At 63.2% G+C, this 20,435-nt stretch carries 20 protein-coding genes and 4 pseudogenes; 10 read left to right on the top strand and 14 right to left on the bottom strand.

What is annotated here, in order from left to right; all coding sequences use genetic code 11:
* Nucleotides 1-58: 58 nt before the first annotated feature.
* Both AC0V8S_RS03350 and yihA read left to right on the top strand, forming a co-directional pair.
* On the top strand, nt 59-697 hold the full coding sequence (locus tag AC0V8S_RS03350; RefSeq protein WP_475436811.1) for a CatB-related O-acetyltransferase: 639 nt from the start codon (nt 59-61) through the stop codon (nt 695-697).
* A gap of 74 nt (nt 698-771) precedes the next feature.
* Nucleotides 772-1,352: pseudogene (yihA, locus tag AC0V8S_RS03345) on the top strand (ribosome biogenesis GTP-binding protein YihA/YsxC).
* Between the two features lie 120 nt (nt 1,353-1,472).
* On the opposite strand, the gene AC0V8S_RS03340 reads toward yihA, so the two are convergent.
* On the bottom strand, nt 1,473-2,222 hold the full coding sequence (locus AC0V8S_RS03340) for a TetR/AcrR family transcriptional regulator (protein WP_475436810.1): 750 nt from the start codon (nt 2,220-2,222) through the stop codon (nt 1,473-1,475).
* 127 nt (nt 2,223-2,349) lie between these two features.
* Here AC0V8S_RS03340 and AC0V8S_RS03335 point away from each other — a divergent pair, with 127 nt between their 5' ends.
* Together AC0V8S_RS03335 and AC0V8S_RS03330 are read left to right on the top strand one after the other, a co-directional pair.
* Nucleotides 2,350-3,537, top strand: a complete 1,188-nt coding sequence (locus AC0V8S_RS03335; RefSeq protein ID WP_475436809.1) for an HlyD family secretion protein — start codon at nt 2,350-2,352, stop codon at nt 3,535-3,537.
* 73 nt (nt 3,538-3,610) lie between these two features.
* Nucleotides 3,611-5,206, top strand: a complete 1,596-nt coding sequence (locus AC0V8S_RS03330) for a DHA2 family efflux MFS transporter permease subunit (RefSeq protein ID WP_475436808.1) — start codon at nt 3,611-3,613, stop codon at nt 5,204-5,206.
* 116 nt (nt 5,207-5,322) lie between these two features.
* Here AC0V8S_RS03330 and msrB read toward each other — a convergent pair.
* The 4 genes and pseudogenes from msrB to AC0V8S_RS03310 all read right to left on the bottom strand — a co-directional run bounded on the left by msrB (nt 5,323) and on the right by AC0V8S_RS03310 (nt 8,094).
* Nucleotides 5,323-5,827, bottom strand: a pseudogene (gene msrB / locus AC0V8S_RS03325) (peptide-methionine (R)-S-oxide reductase MsrB).
* Nucleotides 5,828-6,052: 225 nt separating this feature from the next.
* A complete protein-coding gene (locus AC0V8S_RS03320) occupies nt 6,053-6,610 on the bottom strand; it encodes a fasciclin domain-containing protein (protein ID WP_475436807.1) in 558 nt (185 codons plus the stop codon).
* A 225-nt stretch (nt 6,611-6,835) separates the two neighbouring features.
* Nucleotides 6,836-7,558, bottom strand: coding sequence for an anti-sigma factor (locus AC0V8S_RS03315; RefSeq protein WP_475438563.1), 723 nt, complete (start codon nt 7,556-7,558; stop codon nt 6,836-6,838).
* Nucleotides 7,555-8,094 carry a sigma-70 family RNA polymerase sigma factor gene (locus tag AC0V8S_RS03310; protein ID WP_095203779.1) on the bottom strand — a complete coding sequence of 180 codons (540 nt, stop codon included), beginning with the start codon at nt 8,092-8,094 and terminating at the stop codon, nt 7,555-7,557. The genes AC0V8S_RS03315 and AC0V8S_RS03310 overlap by 4 nt, the downstream gene beginning before the upstream one ends.
* Nucleotides 8,095-8,233: 139 nt before the next feature.
* On the opposite strand from AC0V8S_RS03310, the gene AC0V8S_RS03305 reads away from it, so the two are divergent.
* Both AC0V8S_RS03305 and argB read left to right on the top strand, forming a co-directional pair.
* Nucleotides 8,234-9,733: an amidase gene (locus AC0V8S_RS03305; RefSeq protein WP_475436806.1), complete on the top strand. Its 1,500-nt coding sequence runs from the start codon at nt 8,234-8,236 to the stop codon at nt 9,731-9,733.
* A 158-nt stretch (nt 9,734-9,891) separates the two neighbouring features.
* The gene (gene argB / locus AC0V8S_RS03300) at nt 9,892-10,785 is read left to right on the top strand and encodes an acetylglutamate kinase (RefSeq protein ID WP_258588154.1); all 894 of its coding nucleotides are present in this window, start codon (nt 9,892-9,894) and stop codon (nt 10,783-10,785) included.
* A gap of 32 nt (nt 10,786-10,817) precedes the next feature.
* Here the strand turns inward: argB and AC0V8S_RS03295 are convergent, their stop codons facing one another.
* The 3 genes and pseudogenes from AC0V8S_RS03295 to AC0V8S_RS03285 form a co-directional block, all read right to left on the bottom strand.
* The gene (locus AC0V8S_RS03295; protein ID WP_475436805.1) at nt 10,818-11,216 is read right to left on the bottom strand and encodes a RidA family protein; all 399 of its coding nucleotides are present in this window, start codon (nt 11,214-11,216) and stop codon (nt 10,818-10,820) included.
* 168 nt (nt 11,217-11,384) lie between these two features.
* A pseudogene (gene bchE / locus AC0V8S_RS03290) lies at nt 11,385-12,931 on the bottom strand (magnesium-protoporphyrin IX monomethyl ester anaerobic oxidative cyclase).
* 116 nt (nt 12,932-13,047) lie between these two features.
* Nucleotides 13,048-13,524: an Lrp/AsnC family transcriptional regulator gene (locus AC0V8S_RS03285; RefSeq protein ID WP_183464678.1), complete on the bottom strand. Its 477-nt coding sequence runs from the start codon at nt 13,522-13,524 to the stop codon at nt 13,048-13,050.
* A gap of 127 nt (nt 13,525-13,651) precedes the next feature.
* On the opposite strand from AC0V8S_RS03285, the gene phhA reads away from it, so the two are divergent.
* A complete protein-coding gene (gene phhA / locus AC0V8S_RS03280) occupies nt 13,652-14,488 on the top strand; it encodes a phenylalanine 4-monooxygenase (protein WP_475436804.1) in 837 nt (278 codons plus the stop codon).
* 79 nt (nt 14,489-14,567) lie between these two features.
* On the opposite strand, the gene AC0V8S_RS03275 is transcribed toward phhA, so the two are convergent.
* Complete coding sequence (locus AC0V8S_RS03275) at nt 14,568-14,972, bottom strand: VOC family protein (RefSeq protein WP_183464680.1); 405 nt, start codon at nt 14,970-14,972, stop codon at nt 14,568-14,570.
* A 103-nt stretch (nt 14,973-15,075) separates the two neighbouring features.
* On the opposite strand from AC0V8S_RS03275, the gene AC0V8S_RS03270 reads away from it, so the two are divergent.
* On the top strand, nt 15,076-15,708 hold the full coding sequence (locus tag AC0V8S_RS03270) for a TetR/AcrR family transcriptional regulator (RefSeq protein ID WP_183464681.1): 633 nt from the start codon (nt 15,076-15,078) through the stop codon (nt 15,706-15,708).
* Between the two features lie 49 nt (nt 15,709-15,757).
* On the opposite strand, the gene AC0V8S_RS03265 is transcribed toward AC0V8S_RS03270, so the two are convergent.
* Both AC0V8S_RS03265 and AC0V8S_RS03260 read right to left on the bottom strand, forming a co-directional pair.
* Nucleotides 15,758-15,883 (bottom strand): hypothetical protein, encoded by a 126-nt coding sequence (locus tag AC0V8S_RS03265; RefSeq protein WP_475436803.1) that lies wholly within the window; start codon nt 15,881-15,883, stop codon nt 15,758-15,760.
* On the bottom strand, nt 15,880-16,254 hold the full coding sequence (locus AC0V8S_RS03260) for a MarR family winged helix-turn-helix transcriptional regulator (protein ID WP_475436802.1): 375 nt from the start codon (nt 16,252-16,254) through the stop codon (nt 15,880-15,882). Before AC0V8S_RS03260 ends, AC0V8S_RS03265 begins: the two co-directional genes overlap by 4 nt.
* Before the next feature lie 94 nt (nt 16,255-16,348).
* Here AC0V8S_RS03260 and AC0V8S_RS03255 point away from each other — a divergent pair, with 94 nt between their 5' ends.
* Both AC0V8S_RS03255 and AC0V8S_RS03250 read left to right on the top strand, forming a co-directional pair.
* Nucleotides 16,349-16,516 (top strand): hypothetical protein, encoded by a 168-nt coding sequence (locus AC0V8S_RS03255; protein WP_171892201.1) that lies wholly within the window; start codon nt 16,349-16,351, stop codon nt 16,514-16,516.
* 2 nt (nt 16,517-16,518) lie between these two features.
* Nucleotides 16,519-17,731 (top strand): annotated as a pseudogene (locus AC0V8S_RS03250) (FAD-dependent monooxygenase).
* Nucleotides 17,732-17,767: 36 nt separating this feature from the next.
* Here the strand turns inward: AC0V8S_RS03250 and AC0V8S_RS03245 are convergent.
* From AC0V8S_RS03245 to AC0V8S_RS03235, 3 genes are all read right to left on the bottom strand, one after another.
* The gene (locus tag AC0V8S_RS03245; protein ID WP_183464683.1) at nt 17,768-19,207 is read right to left on the bottom strand and encodes a GMC oxidoreductase; all 1,440 of its coding nucleotides are present in this window, start codon (nt 19,205-19,207) and stop codon (nt 17,768-17,770) included.
* Nucleotides 19,204-19,386, bottom strand: a complete 183-nt coding sequence (locus tag AC0V8S_RS03240; RefSeq protein ID WP_183464684.1) for a hypothetical protein — start codon at nt 19,384-19,386, stop codon at nt 19,204-19,206. The genes AC0V8S_RS03245 and AC0V8S_RS03240 overlap by 4 nt, the downstream gene beginning before the upstream one ends.
* A 185-nt stretch (nt 19,387-19,571) precedes the next feature.
* Nucleotides 19,572-20,333 carry a GGDEF domain-containing protein gene (locus tag AC0V8S_RS03235; protein WP_095203769.1) on the bottom strand — a complete coding sequence of 254 codons (762 nt, stop codon included), beginning with the start codon at nt 20,331-20,333 and terminating at the stop codon, nt 19,572-19,574.
* Nucleotides 20,334-20,435 lie beyond the last annotated feature (102 nt).

The raw sequence follows: 20,435 nt of genomic DNA, 5'->3' as shown, positions 1-20,435 counted from the left end.
TTATTTTGACCAGGCGCTTTCGGTTGCGGATGCGCCTGCCAATCCCGGACGAACCGACATGGACGGACCCAACCCCGACATCAAGCACCCGATCCCGATGCACACCCGCGTCGGCTTCCTGAAGCCGCTGGTGACGGAGCCTAACATCGAGATCGGCGACTTCACCTATCATGACGACCCGGACGGGCCGGACAAATTCGCGCAGAAATGCGTTCTGCACCACTATCCCTTCATCGGCGACAAGCTCATCATCGGCAAGTTCTGCGCCATCGCCGAAGGCACGCGCTTCATCATGAATGGCGCCAACCACGCAATGTCCGGCTTTTCGACCTATCCGTTCAACATTTTCGGCCATGGCTGGGAAAAGGGCTTTGACCCGGCGACATGGTCGAAGGAGGTGCGCGGCGATACGGTGGTCGGCAGCGATGTCTGGATCGGCATGGAGGCGGTGATCCTGCACGGTGTGGAAATCGGCCATGGTGCCATCATCGCCGCCAAATCCGTCGTGACGCATGATGTGGCGCCCTATGCGATCGTCGCCGGCAACGCGGCCAAGGTGGTGAAGATGCGTTTCGACGACAGGACGATCAGGCGGCTGCTGGCATTGGCATGGTGGCATTGGCCGGTGGACAAGATCGGCCGCAACCTCGACGCCATCAGGGGCGCCAATATCTCTCTTCTGGAGGCAGCAGCTTGAACGCTCTGAACAGCACTGTGATCAGCACCGACCTGTTCACGCGCGGGTGGATCTTCATCCGCGGCGTGCCGGCGATGAAATTCCTGCCGCCGGAAGGGCCGCCGGAAATCGCCTTTGCCGGCCGCTCCAATGTCGGCAAATCGTCGCTGATCAACGCTCTGGTCAACCAGAAGGGGCTGGCGCGCACCTCCAACACGCCGGGCGCACGCAGGAGCTCAACTATTTCGTGCCGGACGGATTTTCGGGCGAAGGCGCCGACCTGCCGCCGATGGCGCTGGTCGACATGCCGGGCTACGGCTACGCCACCGCGCCCAAGGAGAAGGTCGACGAGTGGACCAAACTGGTCTTCGACTATCTCAAGGGCCGGGTGACGCTGAAGCGGGTCTATGTGCTGATCGACGCCCGCCACGGCATCAAGGCCAAGGACGACGAAGTGTTGTCGCTGCTCGACAAGGCGGCGGTGTCCTACCAGATCGTGCTGACCAAGACCGACAAGATCAAGGTCGCCGGCGTGCCGCGGCTGATCGAGGAGACGCTGGCCAAGATCAAGAAGCGCCCGGCGGCGTTTCCGTTCGTCCTGGCGACATCGTCGGAAAAGGGCGAAGGCATGGAGGAATTGCAGGCCGCGATCGTGCTTGCGGCCAATGGCGGCTAGAGCAATTCCAGGAAAATGTAAGCGGTTTTCTCGGGAAAAGCGCATAGCGCTTTCCCTTGGGAATTGCGTCAAAACAAAGAGTCAGAGTGGTTCGCCGTTTCCATGAAACGGTGAATCGCTCTAGGCCTTTGCCTCCAGGGCAATCATCTGGTGGCGTTCTTCCTCGAAAAGCCTCTCCGTGCCGTAGGCCTTCAGGAACATGTCGACGCCCGACCTGACGATGTGATCGATTTCTTCCTGGCTCGGGGCCTTGGTGCGGTAGGCGAAGATGCACTGGCGGAAAAGGCCGGCCAGGCACAGTTCGGTGAACTGATAGGCGGCAAGATCGACATCGTCGATCTTGAGCATGCCGCGTTCGATGGCGGCATTGAGGAATTCCATCACCTTGTCATGGCCGCGTTTGGGGCCGCGTTCGTAAAACCGCGCACCCATGTCGGGGATCCTGTCGGAAGCGCCGATCACCGTGCGCTGGGCTTGGATGACCCTGGCCGAGGTGATCTTCATCGACAGCACCTTGCCGAACTTCACCAGCGTCTGGCGCAGATCGTCGGCACGGTCGAGCATGTCGTACATGTTCTTGAAGATGGTACCGCGCTCTTCCTCGATCAGCGCTTCGAACAACTCTTCCTTGTTGGCGAAATAGACATAGATCGTGCCCTTGGAGACGCCGGCCTCGCGCGTGATGTCGTTCATCGAGGCGGCTTCAAAGCCCTTCTCGATGAAGACACGGCGGGCGCCGTCGATGATCTGGCTGCGCTTGACCGGATCCTGCCCGGCCGCCGGGCGTCCACGCCGCAAGCTGTCCAGCAGGTCGCACTGTTCCTTGTCGAGACTGGCGGCGGTTTCGGCATTGGGTAAGGTTTCGGCCATAGGGTGACACCTCGAAAATAATTCGAACCAACCGGTTCGATTGCCTCTTGATATGGTCCTCTTTTCACGCTATGTCAACGGCCAGATCGAACCGAACGGTTCAGTATTATTACTTTAGAGAGTTGTCATGTCCTCGAACGCGCCCACCACTGCCGAAGTCCGCCCTTTCCCCAACGCCAAGGTCGCTCCGGCGACGGAAGCACCGGAAATTCCCGTCCTGCCGGTGGCACCGCCGCCTGCAGCCGAAGCTCCGGCCAGGAAGAAGCGCTCGGTGCGCTCGTTCCTGCTGCCGATCATCGGCCTTGCCCTGCTGAGCGGCGGCGCCTGGTACGGCTATGACTACTGGACCACCGGCCGTTTCATGATCTCGACCGACGACGCCTATGTCCAGGCCGACATGGCGTTCGTTTCGCCCAAGATCTCCGGCTATGTCGACCAGGTCAAGGTCAGCGAGAACCAGCTGGTCAAGGCCGGCGACCCGCTGCTGACGATCGATGATGGCGACTACAAGATCGCTGTCGCCCAGGCCGAGGCGCAGATCGCCACGCTGGCCAAGACGCTCGACCGCATCGACGCGCAGACCAAGGCCGCGCAGGCCTCCCTGCAGCAGGCCCAGGCGCAGAAGGTCGCCGACCAGGCCGCCGCCGACAATGCCGCCCGTGCCCAGCAGCGCGCCGCGCAACTGGTCAAGACGCATGTCGGCACGCAGGCGCAGTTGGACGATGCCCAGACCGCGCTCGACCAGGCCAATGCCGCTCTCGTCGGCGCCGATGCCCAGATCGCCGCCGCGCAGGCCAATATCGGCGTGTTTGAGGCGCAGCGCGGCGAGTCGGCGAGCACGCTCGCCTCCCTGCAGCTCAGCCACGACAAGGCCGCGCGCGACCTGTCCTTCACCGTGCTCAAGGCGCCTTATGACGGCGTCGTCGGCAACCGCTCGGTCGAGCAGGGCGATCTCGTCAGCCCCGGCCAGAAGCTCGCCGTCGTCGTGCCGTTGGACAAGCTCTACATCGTCGCCAACTTCAAGGAGACGCAGCTTGCCCGGCTGGTTCCTGGCGAAAAGGTCAACATCTCGGTCGACGCCATCGACGGCCATCCCATCCAGGGCACCGTCTCGTCGCTCGCCCCGGCCTCGGGCGCGGTCTTCTCGCTGTTGCCGCCGGAGAATGCCACCGGCAACTTCACCAAGGTGGTGCAGCGCGTTCCGGTCCGTATCGACGTCCCGGCCGATGCCCTGAAGACCGGCAAGCTGCGTGCTGGCTTGAGTGTTGTCGTCAACGTTGACAGCCGCACCGCACCTGCCGCCACGACCAACTAAGCGCTTTTCGGAGGGCGGCTCGGTGGCTGATTAAGCACCGGGCCGCCCGGCCTGCCTCAAGGAGGCCCATGCAATGGCAACCGCAACCATCACCGCAGGAGCGCCACCGGCACGGCAGGCGGTCCCGGACACCATCTCCACACGCCGTGTCATTGCCTTCCTGGCGATGGTGTTCGGCATGTTCATGGCGATCCTGGACATCCAGATCGTCTCGGCCTCGCTGGCCGAGATCCAGGCGGGCCTCAGCGCCAGTTCCGATGAAATTCCGTGGGTGCAGACCGCCTATCTGATCGCCGAAGTGGTGATGATCCCGCTGTCGGGCTTCCTCAGCCGCATGCTGTCGACGCGCGTGCTGTTCACCATCGCCGCCGCCGGCTTCACCGCGGCCAGCGCGCTCGCCGCGACAGCCACCAACATCGACCAGATGATCGTCTACCGCGCCGTGCAAGGCTTCATCGGCGGCGGCATGATCCCGAGCGTCTTTGCCGCGGCCTTCACCATCTTCCCACCCTCGAAGCGCGCCATCGTCTCGCCGATGATCGGCCTGGTGGCGACGCTGGCGCCGACCATCGGCCCGACCGTCGGCGGCTACATCAGCCACGCCTTTTCATGGCACTGGCTGTTCCTGGTCAATGTCGTGCCCGGCATCCTGGTGGCGACCGCCGCCTGGTCGCTGATCGATTTCGACAAGCCCAATCTCAAGCTGTTCAACAAGTTCGACTGGTGGGGCCTTGCCGGCATGGCGGCCTTCCTCGGCTGCATGGAATATGTGCTGGAAGAGGGTCCGAACAATGACTGGTTGCAGGACCAGGGAGTGTTCATCTGTGCCATCGTCATGACCATCGGCGCGGTGATCTTCTTCTGGCGCGTCTTCACCGCCGAGGAGCCGATCGTCGACCTGCGGGCCTTCAGCAACATCAACTTCGCCTTCGGCTCGCTGTTTTCCTTCGTCATCGGCATCGGCCTCTATGGCCTGACCTATCTCTATCCGGTCTTCCTCGGCCGTATCCGCGGTTACGATTCGATGATGATCGGCGAGGCACTGTTCGTCAGCGGCCTGGCCATGTTCGTCACAGCGCCGATCTCCGGCATCCTGTCGAGCAAGATGGATTTGCGGCTGATGATGATGATCGGCTTCTTCGGCTTCGCCACCGGTACGTGGTGGATGACGCATCTGACCGCCGACTGGGATTTCTATGAGCTGCTCATCCCGCAGATCCTGCGCGGCTGTTCGATGATGCTGTGCATGGTGCCGATCAACAACATCGCGCTCGGCACCTTGCCGCCCGACCGGTTGAAGAACGCGTCCGGCCTGTTCAACCTCACCCGCAACCTCGGCGGTGCCGTCGGCCTTGCCCTCATCAACACTGTGCTGATCGACCGCAACGCCTTCCACTATGCAAGGCTCGCCGAGCATGTGCAGTGGGGCAGTGCGGCCGCGCAGACCAAGCTGCAGAACATGACGCTCAATTTCGAGCAGGTCACGGGCCTCGATGCCACCAGTGCCGCGATCTCCAAACTGTCGGGCATGGTCCAGCAGCAGGCGGCGCTGCTATCCTTCATGGACGTGTTCTACATGCTGACGGTGCTGTTCGCGACGCTCGGCCTGTTCACCATGCTGATCAACAAGCCGGCCGCACCTGGTGGCGGAGGCGGCGGCGGGCACTGACAGAAGAACCACACGCGGCGGTTTCGGGAAGCTCCTCCAGTCCACGCCCGAAAAACTCTGACCGCGCAAAAAACTCCGGGCCGCAAGACCCGGAGTTTTTTGCGTTTATAGCTGGTTCAGGCCGCGGCGGGCTTGAAGGTCAGCGCCACGCCGTTGATGCAGTGGCGCAGGCCGGTCGGCGCCGGTCCGTCGTCGAAGACATGGCCGAGATGGCCGCCGCAGCGGCGGCAATGCACCTCGGTGCGCGTCATGCCGAGCGACCTGTCCTCGGTCTTGCCGATGCCGTTGGCGATCTCCTGCCAGAAGCTCGGCCAGCCCGTGCCGGAATCGAACTTCGTCTCCGAGGGATAGACCGGCAGGTCGCAGCCCGCGCAGGCAAAAATGCCCTTGCGGTGCTCGTTGAGCAGCGGGCTGGTGCCGGGATACTCGGTGCCTTGCTTGCGCAACACGTCGAAGGCGGCCGGCGACAGGATGGCTTTCCACTCGTCGTCCGTCTTGGTGATCTCGAATTTCTCGGCGGCCTGAGCCGTCTGCGGACTGCCCATGCGCAGCATGGTTGCCGACGGCCCCGACGACGCCGATGGCGGCGGCACCGCTCAAAAGAAAGTCGCGACGGTTCATGACCAGTTCCTCCGGTTGTTCTTTTTGCCAAACTATACCGCCACGCAGACGTCAAAAGCCAGTGACGGTGGTCCTCAACGACACTCCGCGCCGGTCCACGGTAGACCGTGGGCGGCGCGGAGCACGCGTGTCGTCTGCAGGTCGCGGGAGCGAGATCATGCAACCGACCGAGGGCTCTTGCTGCAGGTTCGTCGCTGCAAGCCCTTTGTTACATTCCAGGGCCGATCACATCTTCGGGAGCAAAACCTTGTCGATGACGTGGATGACGCCGTTGGACTGCTCGACATCGGCGATCGTCACATTGGCGACGTTGCCGTTCTCGTCGGTGACGGTGACCTTGCCGCCTTCGGCCTTGAGCGACAGCTCGCAGCCGCCGACGGTCTTGACCTTGTGCGTGCCGCCGTCGGCCTTGGCCATCGAGGCGACATCAGCCGCCATCGCCTTGGCGCCGACGACATGGCACGCCAGGATCTTGGTGAGCTTGTCCTTGTTCTCGGGCTTGAGCAGCGTGTCGACCGTGCCGGCCGGCAGCGCGGCAAAGGCTTCGTTGGTCGGCGCGAACACGGTGAACGGACCGGCGCCCTGCAGGGTTTCGACCAGGCCGGCCGCCTTGACGGCGGCGACCAGCGTCGTGTGGTCTTTGGAATTGACGGCGTTCTCGACGATGTTCTTCTGGGCATACATGGCGGCGCCGCCGACCATCGGGTTTTCCGCATAGGCCGCGGTGGCAAGCGCGGAAACGGCGATCGTACCGGCGAGCAAAAGGGTGGCGTATCTACGCATGATGTTCAAACTCCTCGGGTTTCTCTTCCCATCTTTGGGGACGCGAGGAGATACGGAACACAAACGCCGGAGTTTCAGACTATTTTTGGATTTTTATTTTATTTGTTCGGGCGAGGAGATTTACCCGGAGCAACGGTTTGCCGGCACGCGCGCTTATTTAGACATGCGTGACACAAGATAGATTTGGATTATTCTGGCGACGGGTTCGCGGTGAGGAGAATCCGGTCAGATGCCCTTCAGATCGCCAGCGGCAACCACTGGCCCGGTCGGTTGCCCGGTCGGCGAACCGCCTGAAGGCTCCAGGCTGACAGCCAGCACCGCGCCCTGCGCCAGCTTCTGCTGCGTGGCGGGCGAGACCCCGATATGCGCGGTCGCGCCGGCCGGGATGACGCCCATCGAGACCGGGGCGTTTTTGCCCTCGATCATCCAAAGCTCGAAGTCCTTGCCGGAAGCGAGCGTGCCGGAAACGTGTGAAAGGCTGACCTCATGCCGCTCGGAATCATAGACGGCAAGATATTTTACATCGCTGCCGTCGGCGGCCAGCGAGGCGACAAGCCGCGCCTGCGGCTGTTCGGCCGGCCGATTGACATAGGGCACGACGACATAGAGAGCCAGGGCAGCAACAGCCGCGACGGCAAGGCCGCGCCAGAAGGCGAGGCTGGACCACAGGCCGGCGCTTGGTGCGGCAGAGGTTTGAGCCGTGCTCGAGAACAGGCGGCGGTCGATCGCCGGCTTCACCGAAGCTGGCGGCTCGACCTCCGCATAGGCGGCGGCCAGCGGCGAGAGGTGCACTTCCCAGCCATCGACGAGCCGCGCGAAATCGGTCTCGGTGTCGATGCGCCTGGATGCGATCTGCCGCTCTTCCACCGGCAGAACGCCAAGAACGTATTCGGCGGCGAGCAGGTCGTCGCCTCCACGTTCCGGTCCATTGTCCTCTGCCAGTGTCATCTTTCCAGACATTCTCTAAGTTTCATCAGGCTGCGGCGCAGCCAGGTACGCATCGTGTTCAGCGGCACGCCGTGGCGTTCCGCCAGTTCGGCATAACTTTCGCCCTTGAGATAAGCGCCCCGGACGGCCGCCGCTCGGTCCTTCTCCAGCTCTTCGAGACAATGATGGATGCGCTCGGATTCGTCGCCCGCCACCACCATCGCTTCAGGTCCCGGTGCCGGATCGGCCACGTCGAGCGCGGCGTCGATATCGGCGGCAGGCTTGCGCCGCGCCCTGACGCGATCGATCGCGTGGTTGCGTGCGATTGCCACCAGCCAGGAGATCGGGCTCAGATCCGAGACAGCAAAACGATCCGCCTTCGTCCATATCTTGACGAAGACTTCCTGCAGCGCTTCTTCAGCATCTCCCCGGTCGTTCAATACACGAAGGCATACGCCGAAAAGTTTCGCGCTGGTCTGCCGGTAGAGCAGATCGAACGCTGCCCGATCCTTCATCGAAGTCCGGACAATCAGCTTGGTGATGTCCTGCGGCGTCATGCGGGTCAAATTAGGCGATTACGCTGTATTTGCAACGCCGGAAATATTCTGTGCGCCTAAAGTTCCGGCCTCCGGCCGCAGGCTTCGATTGCCAAGGGAATCGCCGCTGGCTAGCTTGACCGGAGTGGGGGAGCGCGCCATGTCGGTCGAACGGATCCTGTGGGAACAAGACGCAACCGGCCTCGCCGGGCTGGTGAGCAAGGGCGAGGTCTCGCCTGTCGAATTGACCGAAGCGGCGATCGCGCGCGCCGAGGCCACAAGGCCCGAAATCAATGCCACGGCCGAGCCGCTCTATGAGGCCGCACGGGCCAGGGCGAAGACGATCGACCGCTCGCTGCCGCTGGCCGGCGTGCCCTTTGCCATCAAGGACCTCGGCATCGCCATCAAGGGCGTGCCGTCGCATGGCGGCAGCCGCATTCCGGCCTTAGTGCCCGATGTCAATTCGGTGATGACCGAGCGCTACCTTGCCGCCGGGCTGATTCCGATCGTCACCTCGACATCGCCGGAACACGGGCTGCGGCTGATGACCGAATCGAAAGCCTTCGGCATCACCCGCAATCCCTGGAACACCGGCCATACCAGCGGTGGCTCGTCGGGGGGGTCGGCAGCCCTGGTCGCCGCCGGCGTGGTGCCGGTGGCGCATGCCTCGGATGGCGGCGGCTCGATCCGCGTGCCTTCCGCCTGCACGGGCCTGGTCGGCCTCAAGACCTCGCGCGGCCGTATCCCGCTGACCCCGCTGGTCAGCGAAAGCTGGTACGGCATGGTGGTCGACCATGCCGTCACCCGCTCGGTGCGCGATTGCGCGCTGCTGCTCGACCTCACCCACGGCCCTGACGCCTTGTCGCCCTATGCGGCCCTGCCGCCGAAGGGCACATTCGCTGCTGCCGCCGCGCGCGATCCCGGCAAGCTCAGGCTCGCCGTCTATCGCAAATCGCCGCTTGGCCTGCCGATCTCGGCTGAAACAATGAAAGCGCTGGACACGGCGGTGGCGCTTGCGCGTGAGGGCGGTCACACCGTCGAGGACATCGACCTGCCCTTCATCGGTCGCGATTTCATGGCCGACTTCTGCAGGACGGTTGCTTCCGCCGTCGCCGGCATGCTGCGCGCGGAATCGCTGCGCGTCGGCCGTTCCGTTACCGGCGACGTCGAGCGCGCCACGCGGGTGCTCGGCAGACTGGGTGAAATGCTCTCGGCCGGCGAGATCTATGCCAGCCTGCAGCGGCTGCATGCCGTCTCGCGGCGGATGATCGAAGAGACCGCGCAGTACGATGCGGTGCTGATGCCTGTCATCGCGCACCCGCCGCTCGCCTGCGGCGCCATGGATCCGAAAGGCGCCGATGAGCTGATCGAAAACCTGCTCGACAAGCTTCACCTGACGCCTTTGCTGAAGCTGAAGCCACTGTTCGGCCAGCTGATGGACAAGAGCCTTCTGTTCACGCACTGGCCGGCGATCCACAATGTCAGTGGCCAGCCGTCGATCGCGATGCCTGTCTATGTCACCGACGCCGGCCTGCCGCTCGGCATCCAGGCCGCCGGCCGCCTGGGCGACGAAGAGACGCTTTTGTCCTTCGCCGCGCAGATGGAGAAGCTCTCGGGCTGGCTCGGCCGCAGGGCGCCGCTGATGGTGCCTTCGCGATGACGACGTCGTGAGACGTTCGAATATGACAGCAATGCCATTTGCGGCCCGGGCCAATTCCCGCTAAGACGCCGCCGTCCTTTCCAAGTGCATGTCGCCCAAAAGTGCCCAGCGGTTCTGGGACAACGACATGCACAAATCAAAAGCCGGGAACCATGCCGATGACGGAGATAACCGCCACCGCCGAAATGCAGGCCGCCCTGCTGTCGCGCGCACTGCCCTACATGCAGCGCTACGAACACAAGACCGTCGTGGTGAAATATGGCGGCCACGCCATGGGCGATATCGAGCTTGGCAAGGCTTTTGCGCGCGACATCGCGCTGTTGAAACAGTCCGGCGTCAACCCGATCGTCGTCCATGGCGGCGGGCCGCAGATCGGCGCCATGCTGGCCAAGATGGGCATCGAATCCAAATTCGAGGGTGGCCTGCGCGTCACCGACCAGAAGACGGTCGAGATCGTCGAAATGGTGCTCGCCGGCTCGATCAACAAGGAGATCGTCGCGCTGATCAACGCCGAGGGCGAATGGGCGATCGGCCTGTGCGGCAAGGACGGCAACATGGTGTTCGCCGAAAAGGCGCGCAAGACCATGATCGATCCCGACTCCAACATCGAGCGTGTGCTCGATCTCGGTTTCGTCGGCGAGCCGGTCGAGGTCGACCGCACGCTGCTCGACCTCCTGGCGCGCTCCGAGATGATCCCGGTGCTGGCGCCGGTGGCGCCCGGCCGCGACGGCCACACCTACAACATCAACGCCGACACTTTTGCCGGAGCCATTGCTGGCGCTTGCAAGGCCTCGCGCCTGCTGTTCCTCACCGACGTGCCCGGCGTGCTCGACAAAAACAAGAAGCTGATCGACGAGCTGACCGTCGCCGAGGCGAGGGCGCTGATCAAGGACGGCACGGTCTCGGGCGGCATGATCCCCAAGGTCGAGACCTGCATCGAGGCGATCGAGCGCGGCGTCGAAGGCGTCGTCATCCTCAACGGCAAGACGCCGCATGCGGTGCTGCTGGAACTCTTCACCGAACACGGCGCCGGCACGCTGATTGTGCCCTGAGGCGACGCCCTGCGTCGCCCACGGCCGGCCGATCAGGCGGGCTGGGGGATGCGCGCGATGACCTTTATCTCGAAGTCGAAGCCCGCCAGCCAGTTCACGCCCACCGCGGTCCAGTTCGTATAAGGTGGTTCCCCAAACACCTTCAGTCGGACGGCGTCAATTGCCTGCCACTGCGCGGCCGGATCGGTGTGGAACGTGGTGACGTCGACAATGTCGTCCAACGTGCAGCCGGCGGCCTTCAGCACGGCCGCGAGATTGTCGAAGGCAAGCTGGACCTGCTTCTCGAAAACCGGCTCGGGCGATCCATCCTCGCGGCTGCCGACCTGGCCGGAGACGAACAGAAGGTCTCCCGAGCGGATCGCCGCCGAATAGCGGTTGATCTCGTACAGCGCCTGCCGGCCGGCGGGGAAGATTGCATCGCGTTTGGTCATTTTCACTCCATTCAAACAAAGGGCAGGCCCGATCTCCCGACGATCGCGACCTGCGCTCCACTGTTCGAGGCAGACTTACATACGCCTCGTATGTATGAAATGGGTACATACGTTGCGTATGTCAATACGCATACGTCGCGTATTTTTGCGAGAGTGCCGCGAGCCTGGTCAGGCGCTCGACGAGATCGCGACAGCGGTTTCGGCCGGCTTGCGCGGCGGCCGTGCGACGGTCATCGATTCCTCTTCCGCGTCCTGCGGCGCGCCCCAGAATTCGGCAAGCGTCGGGCCGTCCTTCACCCTGCCGTCGCGGGCCAGAAAGCCCCAGACCTCGCGGAACCAGACCCGGCGGCCCATTTTCGTGTACCAGCGCATCGAATGCCGCTGCTCGGGGTCGGGGTGGAACACGATGCGTGCCAGCGCCTTCGGCCGCGACTGTACGGCGAGTTCTATCAGCTTGACGCTGAAGAACAGCATCCATGGCTTCAGCCGGGTCATGTGCAGCACCTGGTGTTTGTAGTCCCACAGGCGGGCATCCCTCTGGATGACCTTGCGGTCGCGCGCGATGCGGAAGAACGGCGTCCAGCGATGCGGTGTCACGTAAAGCGCCTGGATCTGGTCGGGTCGTAGGCGATCAGCTGACGAAAGCCGCGCCACAGGTCGCGAAACCCCTCATCCTCGAAGCCGGCCACCCAGGTCGCCATCGACAATATGCCGTGCTTTCGCAACAGCCTGATCGCTTCGCGGTCGGATGAGGTGCTGCCGCCCTTGCGGATCAATTGCAGCGTCTGCTCGTCGGTGTTTTCCATGCCGAGCAGCCAGCGGATGACACCGGCCTTGCGGTAGAGGTGCAGGATGTCGGCGTCGCGCACGATGTCGTCGGCGCGGGTCGAACCGACGATCAGCACCGGCACGTTCTCGGCGATCAGCGCATCGAGAAAGGCGCGCCACGCCTTCTTCGAAACCGTCGGATTCTCGTCGGCGAGGTTGATCAGTTCGACGCCGTGTTTACGGTGCAGCCAGGCGATTTCCTGCGCGAACTTTTTGGGATCGCGATGCCGCCAGCGGGTCCAGAAGCCACGCTGGCCGCAATAGTTGCACAGATGCGGGCAGCCGCGTGAAAACTGCATGACCACGGCGCGCTTACCGCCCCAATAGCTGTAACGGCTGTGGTCGATCAGCTCCCAGCCGACGCGGTAGGCGTCGAGCTCGGCGATCGTCATGGCCGCCTGCGTGGCGAAGGGCCGGCGCAGATCGTCGCGAAAGGCGATGCCGGCGACGCTCGCCGGTGGCTGGTGCATTTCCAGCGCCTCGACCAGCGCCACCACGGTCGCCTCGCCCTCGCCGCGCACGATGAAGTCGAAGACATCGGTCGCCGCCAATATGTCGCGCCAGTGATAGGTCGGGAAAACGCCGCCATAGATGATGATCGTCGCCGGCTCGCGCTGCTTGATCATGCCTGCGATCAGCAGGGCGGTCGGGTGCGCCGAGGTCGAGCCGGAATGGCCGATCAGGACGAAGTCCGGGAAGTCATGCAGAGCGTCGCGCACCACCGTGCCGAGCGGCATCGGCCCAAATTCGGCATCGACCAGCCGCACCTGATGGCCGGCATCGATCAGCGGGCCGCCGATCGCCAGCAGACCAAGCGGCGGCAGGTGATCGTCCGGCACCCGGCTGCCGATGGCGGTGTGCGGCGGATTGATCAGGACGATTTTCATGGCGGACCTCATGGGGAGATGGTCCGCATATGCTGGTTGGCGATATAGCCGCCCGATTGGCCCGGTTCAGCAGTTTGCGTGCAGCTTTTCCGCAGGAATGAGGAAGGCTGGCACCATCATCGCCTGAGATGCGCGAGGGGCACGTGGCCGGGCCCCTTGATGTTCTGCAGCACAAGCTGCGTGTGGACGTCGCGCACGCCGTCGAGCCGCATCAGCCGGTGCATGACAAAGGCGTTGAGCTCGTCGACCGACGGCACCATGACATGCAGCAGGAAATCGTGATCGCCCGTCATCGTCCAGCACGCCGACACCTCGTCCATGCGCTGCATGGCGGCAATGAACTTTTCCGGCGAGCCGTCGCTGTGGCTGACCAGGCGCACCTGGATGAAGACCTCGACCATCAGGCCGACCGCGCGGCGGCTGATCACCGCGGCAAAGCCCTTGATGATGCCGGCGTCCTGCAGCGCCTCGAAGCGCCGCGCGCATGGTGTCGTCGACAGGCCGATCTCCTGCGCCAGTTCTGAGACGGGCTTGCGGCCGTCGCGCTGCAGGACATCGAGCATCTTGATCTCGAAATCATCGAATTGAGGCATTTTCACTCCTCCGGCGCGGATTGTGAGTGAATATTATCCCGAATATCGCTGATGAGCCATCATCAAAACCAAATTGCCTCGGCAAATCCGGTTACCCTCACAGCACCGATTTGCGAGGAGAAAAACCATGACGACGATGAGTGTTGCCGAATATGCCCGCGACTGCGCGGCGCAAGGGTTGCGCGGCGACTATTCGGTCTGCCGTGCCGATTTCACCGTGGCGCAGGGCTACGACTACAGCGCCGAGGAACAGGCGGTGTGGCGCACTCTGTGCGACCGCCAGACCAAACTGACGCGCAAGCTCGCCCACCACTCCTATCTCGACGGCGTCGAAAAACTCGGCCTGCTCGACCGCATCCCCGATTTCGCGGAGGTCAGTGCCAAGCTGCGCAAGCTGACCGGCTGGGAGATCGTCGCGGTGCCGGGCCTCATTCCCGCCGCCCCCTTCTTCGATCATCTCGCCAACCGCCGCTTCCCGGTCACCAACTGGCTGCGCACCAGGCAGGAACTCGACTACATCGTCGAGCCGGACATGTTCCACGATTTCTTCGGCCATGTGCCGGTGCTGTCGCAGCCGGTCTTCGCCGACTTCATGCAGATGTATGGCAAGAAGGCCGGCGACATCATCGCTCTCGGCGGTGACGAGATGATCACCCGGCTCTACTGGTACACGGCAGAGTACGGCCTTATGCAGGAGGCCGGCCAACCGCTGAAGGCCTTTGGCGCCGGCCTGATGTCGTCCTTTACCGAACTGCAGTTCGCTGTCGACAGCAAGGATGCGCACCATGTGCCCTTCGACTTGGAAATGGTGATGCGCACCGGCTACGAGATCGACAAGTTCCAGCGCGCCTATTTCGTGCTGCCGTCCTTCGACGCCTTGCGCGATGCCTTCCAGACTGCCGATTTCGAGGCGATCGTCGCACGCCGCAAGGGCCAGCCGGCGCTCGACCCGGCGACGGTCTAGCAATCCGACTCCAGTGTTTAAAGCGCGTCGCATGAATCCGTTTCGACGCGACGCGCTTTAGAGACTTGATCCCGCCGGGCTATTGCATGGCGGCGGGGTTCATCCACAGGAATTCCCAGACGTTGCCGTCGGGGTCTTCGATGTGGCGGTTGAACATGAAGCCGAGATCCTGCGCTGGGTTGGGATCGGCGCGGCCGCCTGCCGCCACGCCCTTCTCGATTACGGCATTGACCTCGTCCTTGCTGTCGGCGGTGAGCGCGATCAGCATCTGGCTGTCACGCTTGGGGTCGCCGATCTGCCGCGCTGTGAACTGGCTGTAATGCTGGTATGTCAGCAACATGACCCCGATCGAGTCGGAGAACATGATCGAACTGGCCTGGTCGTTCGAGAACTGCGGATTCAGCGTGCCGCCGATCGCGAGATAGAAGTTGGTCGCTGCCTGCAGATCGCGCACCGGTAGATTGACGAAAATCATTTTGCTCATCGGTTTAAGCCCTGCTTTCGTTGACGGGTACTAGTCAGTCTAGTACTGTTGTCATGACTATCATGCGGGAACGGTACCGTCTAGTACTGGTCAGGAGGATTCCATGGAAATCGACGGTGAGACCAGATCAGCACGCAAGGATCGTGAGATCATCCAGGCGGCCACGGCGGCGTTCATCGGCAAGGGCTATGATGGAACCAGCATGGAGGAAATCGCCACCAAAGCGGGGGCTTCCAAGCAGACCGTCTACAAGCATTTCACCGACAAGGAGACCCTGTTCTGCGAAGTCGTTCTGTCAACCGCTGGCCAGGTCAACGACATCATCGAGTCCGTGACGACGCTGCTTTCCGAGGCGAAATTCATGGAAGGCGGCCTGCAGCAGCTTGCCCGACGTCTGATAGCGGTTCTCATGGATGAAGAGCTGTTGAAGCTGCGGCGCCTGATTATCGCCAATGCGGATCGAATGCCGCAGCTTGGCCGCAGTTGGTACGAAAAAGGTTTTGAGCGCATGCTTGCCTCGACGGCGGCTTGCTTTCAAAAGCTCACCAATCGAGGACTGATACAAACCAGCGACCCCTATCTGGCGGCCAGCCATCTTTTTGGAATGCTTCTTTGGATCCCGATGAATGAAGCTATGTTCACGGGAAGCAACCGGCGCTCCAAGGCAGAACTTGAACGGCACGCGGATGCCTCGGTGGCGGCGTTTCTTGTCGCCTATGGGGTCCAGCCGAAATAGTCCCGTTCCCTGCCGACATCTGCGGCAAGGCCGCGAACACATCGCGCCCCTATCGCCCGGGGCTGTCCGACCCCTCGGCCTTCAGCCGCGCAAGCTGAGCGCGCTGCAAGTCGAGCGCGGCGTTGACGAAGCGCGATATTGTCGCGAGCTCGGCGTCGCTGAAGGTGGCGATCACCTTTCACCCTCCCGCGCAATGGCGCCGTAATAGCGCGCCGACAGCTCCCGCGTCGCCTCGGTCGCTTCGATCACCACTTTGCGCCGGTCCTCGAGACTGCGCGTGCGCGTCAGCAGGCCGCGCGCCTCCAGCCGGTCGATCAGCGCCGTCACCGCCGCCGGCGTCAGCCCGGTCGCGGTGGCGACCGCACCGGCCGATTGCGGGCCGCCATAGAGCAGCCCGATGCAATGGCGCTCGGCCATGTTCAGTCCGAGCCGCATCCCCACCGCTTCGTCATAGGCCTGGGTCGCGTCCTGCCACTGCATGATGGCAAGGCCGATGGCCCTTGTCAGGTCGTCACGATTCTCGCTTGACGAATTTATTTCGACCATCTAACTATCAATCTATCTAACATTTAGATCATTACAGAAATATGCGGCCGCAGCCTGGACAAGGCAAGAGCCGGCCACCGACAAGGAGTGAAAAATGAGCTTGATTCAACAACGTACCCCTCTCTCGCATGAGGATGAATTCAAATACGCCAAGCTGGCGATGGAATGGTATGGCTGGGGCTCTCCCATTGGCCTCGGCATCCTGCTCGTGGCGCTTGCCGCCGCGGCGGTGCTGGTGCGCATCGCCATCTATGGCTTTTAACCATGGCCGTCTCCACCCCCTCGGCTTTGCCGGTCGCCATCATTGGCGCCGGCGTTGCCGGGTTGGCACTTGCCGTCATGCTTCGCCGGCAAGGGCTTGCCGTCTGCCTGTTCGAGGCACGATCGCGCGAAGCGTTGAGCGAAGGTGTCTTCCTCACCCTGGCGCCCAATGGCATCAACGCCTTGCGTTCGCTTGGGCTTGCCGAGCGTGTAAGCGCGCTTGGGCATTCGCACACTTGGCTTCGAGATCATGAACGCCGCCGGACGTCGGCTCATCCATCTCGACGAGCGGCAGTCGATGCGCGAAGCCGGCGCCGAAAGCGTCACGCTGCGCCGCTCGGACCTGCTCGGCGCGCTGCTGGATGAAGCGCTGGCGCTTGGCGCCGACATCCGTTTTGGCCATGCGCTTGCCGCCATCGAGGAACAGCCAGACGGTGTACGCCTTGCCTTCGGCAACGATGTCACGGTCGATGCCGCGTGGCTGGCCGGTTGCGATGGTGTCTGGTCGCGCGTCCGCCGCGTCTGTTTTCCTGCCTCCCCGGATCCTGTCTATACCGGACTGACCGGCGTCGGCGGTGTGGCGGAACTGCCCTTTGTCGAGCCGACCGACGGCCTGATGCATATGGTGTTCGGCAAGAAAGCGTTCTTCGGCTACATGAAACCGGATGATGGGCTGGTGTTGTGGTTCTCGTCCTTTCCGCTGGACGAGGATGCTGCCCTGACGAGACCCGATCCCCAGCGTCTGGCGGCAACCGTTCGCCAGCTGCATGCCGGTGACCCCAGGACGATCCGCCAGATCGTCGACACCGTCACGCAAATCCCGCGCGCCTATCCGGTGTTCGACATGCTGCATCTGCCGCAATGGCACACCGGTCGGGTGGTTCTGCTGGGTGATGCCGCGCACGCCGTCTCGCCGCATTCCGGGCAGGGCGCATCGATGGCCATCGAGGATGCCGTGGTGCTGGCCGCGTGCCTGGATGCGACACCGCTGCCGACGCAGGCCTTCGCCGCCTTTCAGGCGCTACGCCAGGACCGCGTCGAACACATCGTCAAGGTCAGCCGGCGGATCGGCTCGCAAAAGCAGGTGAAAGGCCGCGTCGCCCTGTTCCTGCGCGACCTGATGCTGCCTTTCTTCATCCGCTTCGGCTCGCGCACGACCCGGGCCTTCACGCGTTACCGTGCCGACCTGGCGCCGCTCGAAAAGCCATCGATCTGACCGGCAACCGCGCCCGTCGCGGATATTTCCGGCCGCTCAGACGGAGACCACCTTGCTCAGATGCTCGCCCAACCGGCAGGCCAGCGCGGTGATCGTCGTCGTCGGGTTGGCTTGACCGGAGGTGCAGAACACCGAGGAGCCGCCGACATAGAGATTGTCCATGCCGTGCACCTTGCAGTTGGCGTCCACCACGCTCCTGGTGACGTCGGTGCCCATGCGCGTGCCACCCATGTGGTGGTGCCCCGCGGTCTCCTCGTTGGTCGGATAATCCTCGCCATTGGCGATCCAGTCCATCAGACGAACCCGGCCGAGATCCTTGTCGATGAGTGTCTTGCCGAACAGTTTCAGGCCTTCGACAAGCGTGCGGCGTTCGAGCGCCGATTTCTTCCAGTGCAGCTCGATGCGCGGCACGCCGGCATGGTCGACATCGGTCTTCGACAGTTCGATCTGGTTGGACGCCAGCGGCGCCTGTTCCCAGGCGACGTAGAGCTGGGCCGCGCAGCGCAGGTTCTGGCTGAGCTGGTAAGCGACCCATTCCGCCATGTCGGGCGCCGTGCAGGCGAGATCCGCAATCACATGCTTGACGCCTGCATAGGGCGTCTCGATCAGCCTGATGCCGAAATTCATGATCTGCAGCCGCTCCATCGCGGCAAGCGTCGGCGAGAAAAAGGCCTCGTTGACGGCATCGACCTCGAACTCGCTATAGTCGGCCAGGATGGCATTGCCGCCCTCGAAGGTCGGGTGCTCCATCCAATAGCGGCCAAGTGCCGTGGCGTTCGGAACGACGCCGCCGTTGGAGCGCTGGTTCGACCACAGCAGCAGCCGCGAATTCTCCAGCCCGCCGGTGCAGACGATGAAGTAGTCGGCGCTGAACGAGCCGGCGTCCTGGCCGTTGGACCACAGTTTGGCGCCGGTCACCCGTTTGCCGTCGCCGGCAAGCTCGGTGGCATAGGTGTTGAGCACGACGGCGATGTTGCGGCTCTTGTCGAGCTCGTCCGCGAATTTCTCGGCGAAGCGCACCGCCGGGCTCTTGATCAGCTGCACCCAGCGTATGTCGTCCGAGATCGGCACGTCGGACCGGAAATCGGGAAGCTCCAGGATATCATGCACCTCGGGCAGATAGGGCTCGATGTCGGCGCGGCGGATCGGCCAGCCTGTGTCGGGTGCCCACGCCTTCGGTTCGAAATCCTGTTTGTCGAGCACGCGGCACCAGCCGGCCCAGTGGTTGGAGCTGCCGCCCATATACCGCAGCCGGGTGATGTCGAGGTCGAAATAGAAATCGCCGACCGTGGTGCCACGGTAGAAATCCTGCGACTCGTCGCTGAAGTCCCGCGAGCCGGCCTCCAGCACCACGACCGGGATGCCGGCGGCACCCAGCTTGCGGGCAATGGTTGTGCCGGCCGGGCCGGAACCGAGGATGCAGACCTTGGGTTTGAAGTTGGCGGCGCGATACGCCTCATAGCTGTCGAAGATCATGCCAGGTCGCTCCGCTTCAGGATCCAGCCATTGACCTCGATGATCTCATTCGGGTCGGCCCGTGATGGACTGGCCTGGGCCGCGTCGGTCTCGGGCAGCTTGCGGAACAGGGACAGGGCAGGCAGCGCGATCATTGCTCGCACGAGCGTGCGGCGTGACATTTTCTTGAAGAAACTCATGACAGGTCTCTCGGTAGGGGCTTCGATGCGCGCATGACATTCCCCAAACGGCACACGCATCGTCACAGAGGCCAGTATCGTGCCAAGCGCGGTCTCGAAGCAGTGAAAAGGCGGCCAAGCGGCACAACCGAATGCAAACAGGGTTAGAAATTCCTTAACAGGCCGGGTGTACCGGACCGGCTGGCTCACGCGGCCGCGGAAATGTCCGTGTCAAGGATCGTCAGGTTGCGACCGCGATGCTTGGCCTGGTAGAGGCGCCGGTCCGCCGCGCGCATCAGTTCCGAGACGTTGACGTCCTCGCCGCAGACGGTGCCGCCGATGCTGACGGTCAGCGGAATGGTCCGTTCGTCGACCGGCCGGAAGCGGATCAGCTCAACCTCGCGGCGAATGCGCTCGGCGACACGCTTGGCTTCCTGCTCGGTGGCTCCGACCAGGAACGCGCCGAACTCCTCGCCACCGATGCGGCCAAGAACGTCGCCGCTGCGCACGCCGCGCTCGATGGCGCTGGCGATCAACAGCAGTGCGTCGTCACCGGTCAGGTGGCCGAAACTGTCATTGATCTTCTTGAAATGATCGGCGTCGATGATCAGCAGCGCGCCGCGGTCGGACTTACGCCGCGAGCCGTCCAGCGCGGCAAAGAAACTTTCCCGGTTGAGCATGCCGGTCATGTCGTCGCGGCTCGCCTTCTCCGACAGGCGGCGATGCGCTGCGGCAAGCTGGGCGTGCGCCCTGGCCAGTTCGCGGTGCGCGTTTTTCAGCCTGTCGCTCTGCCAGAAGGTGCTGGCGCATGCCACCCATGCGAGCACCAGCGGACAAAGGGTGGAGGTCAGCCAGATCGTTCGGTTGATCGGGAATCCCAGGGCCGGAACGATGATCAGCGTCAGGAGAAGAGAGGCGGCGACGGAGGCGAAAGCGATAGCGGCGGATTTCAGAATAATGCTGTTCATCGCAGACTCCCCACAGGACTGTCTCTGTGCCAGCAAGCCCTGAAGGCCACCTTTCCCGGTTGCTTAAAATTTGAATCGTGCGGCCATTTCCGCCACTCAAAG

The sequence above is a fragment of the Mesorhizobium oxytropidicola genome (genome assembly GCF_056174625.1).
The sequence above is the reverse complement of the archived record's forward strand: the minus strand, read 5'-3'. Positions and strand labels throughout refer to the sequence as shown.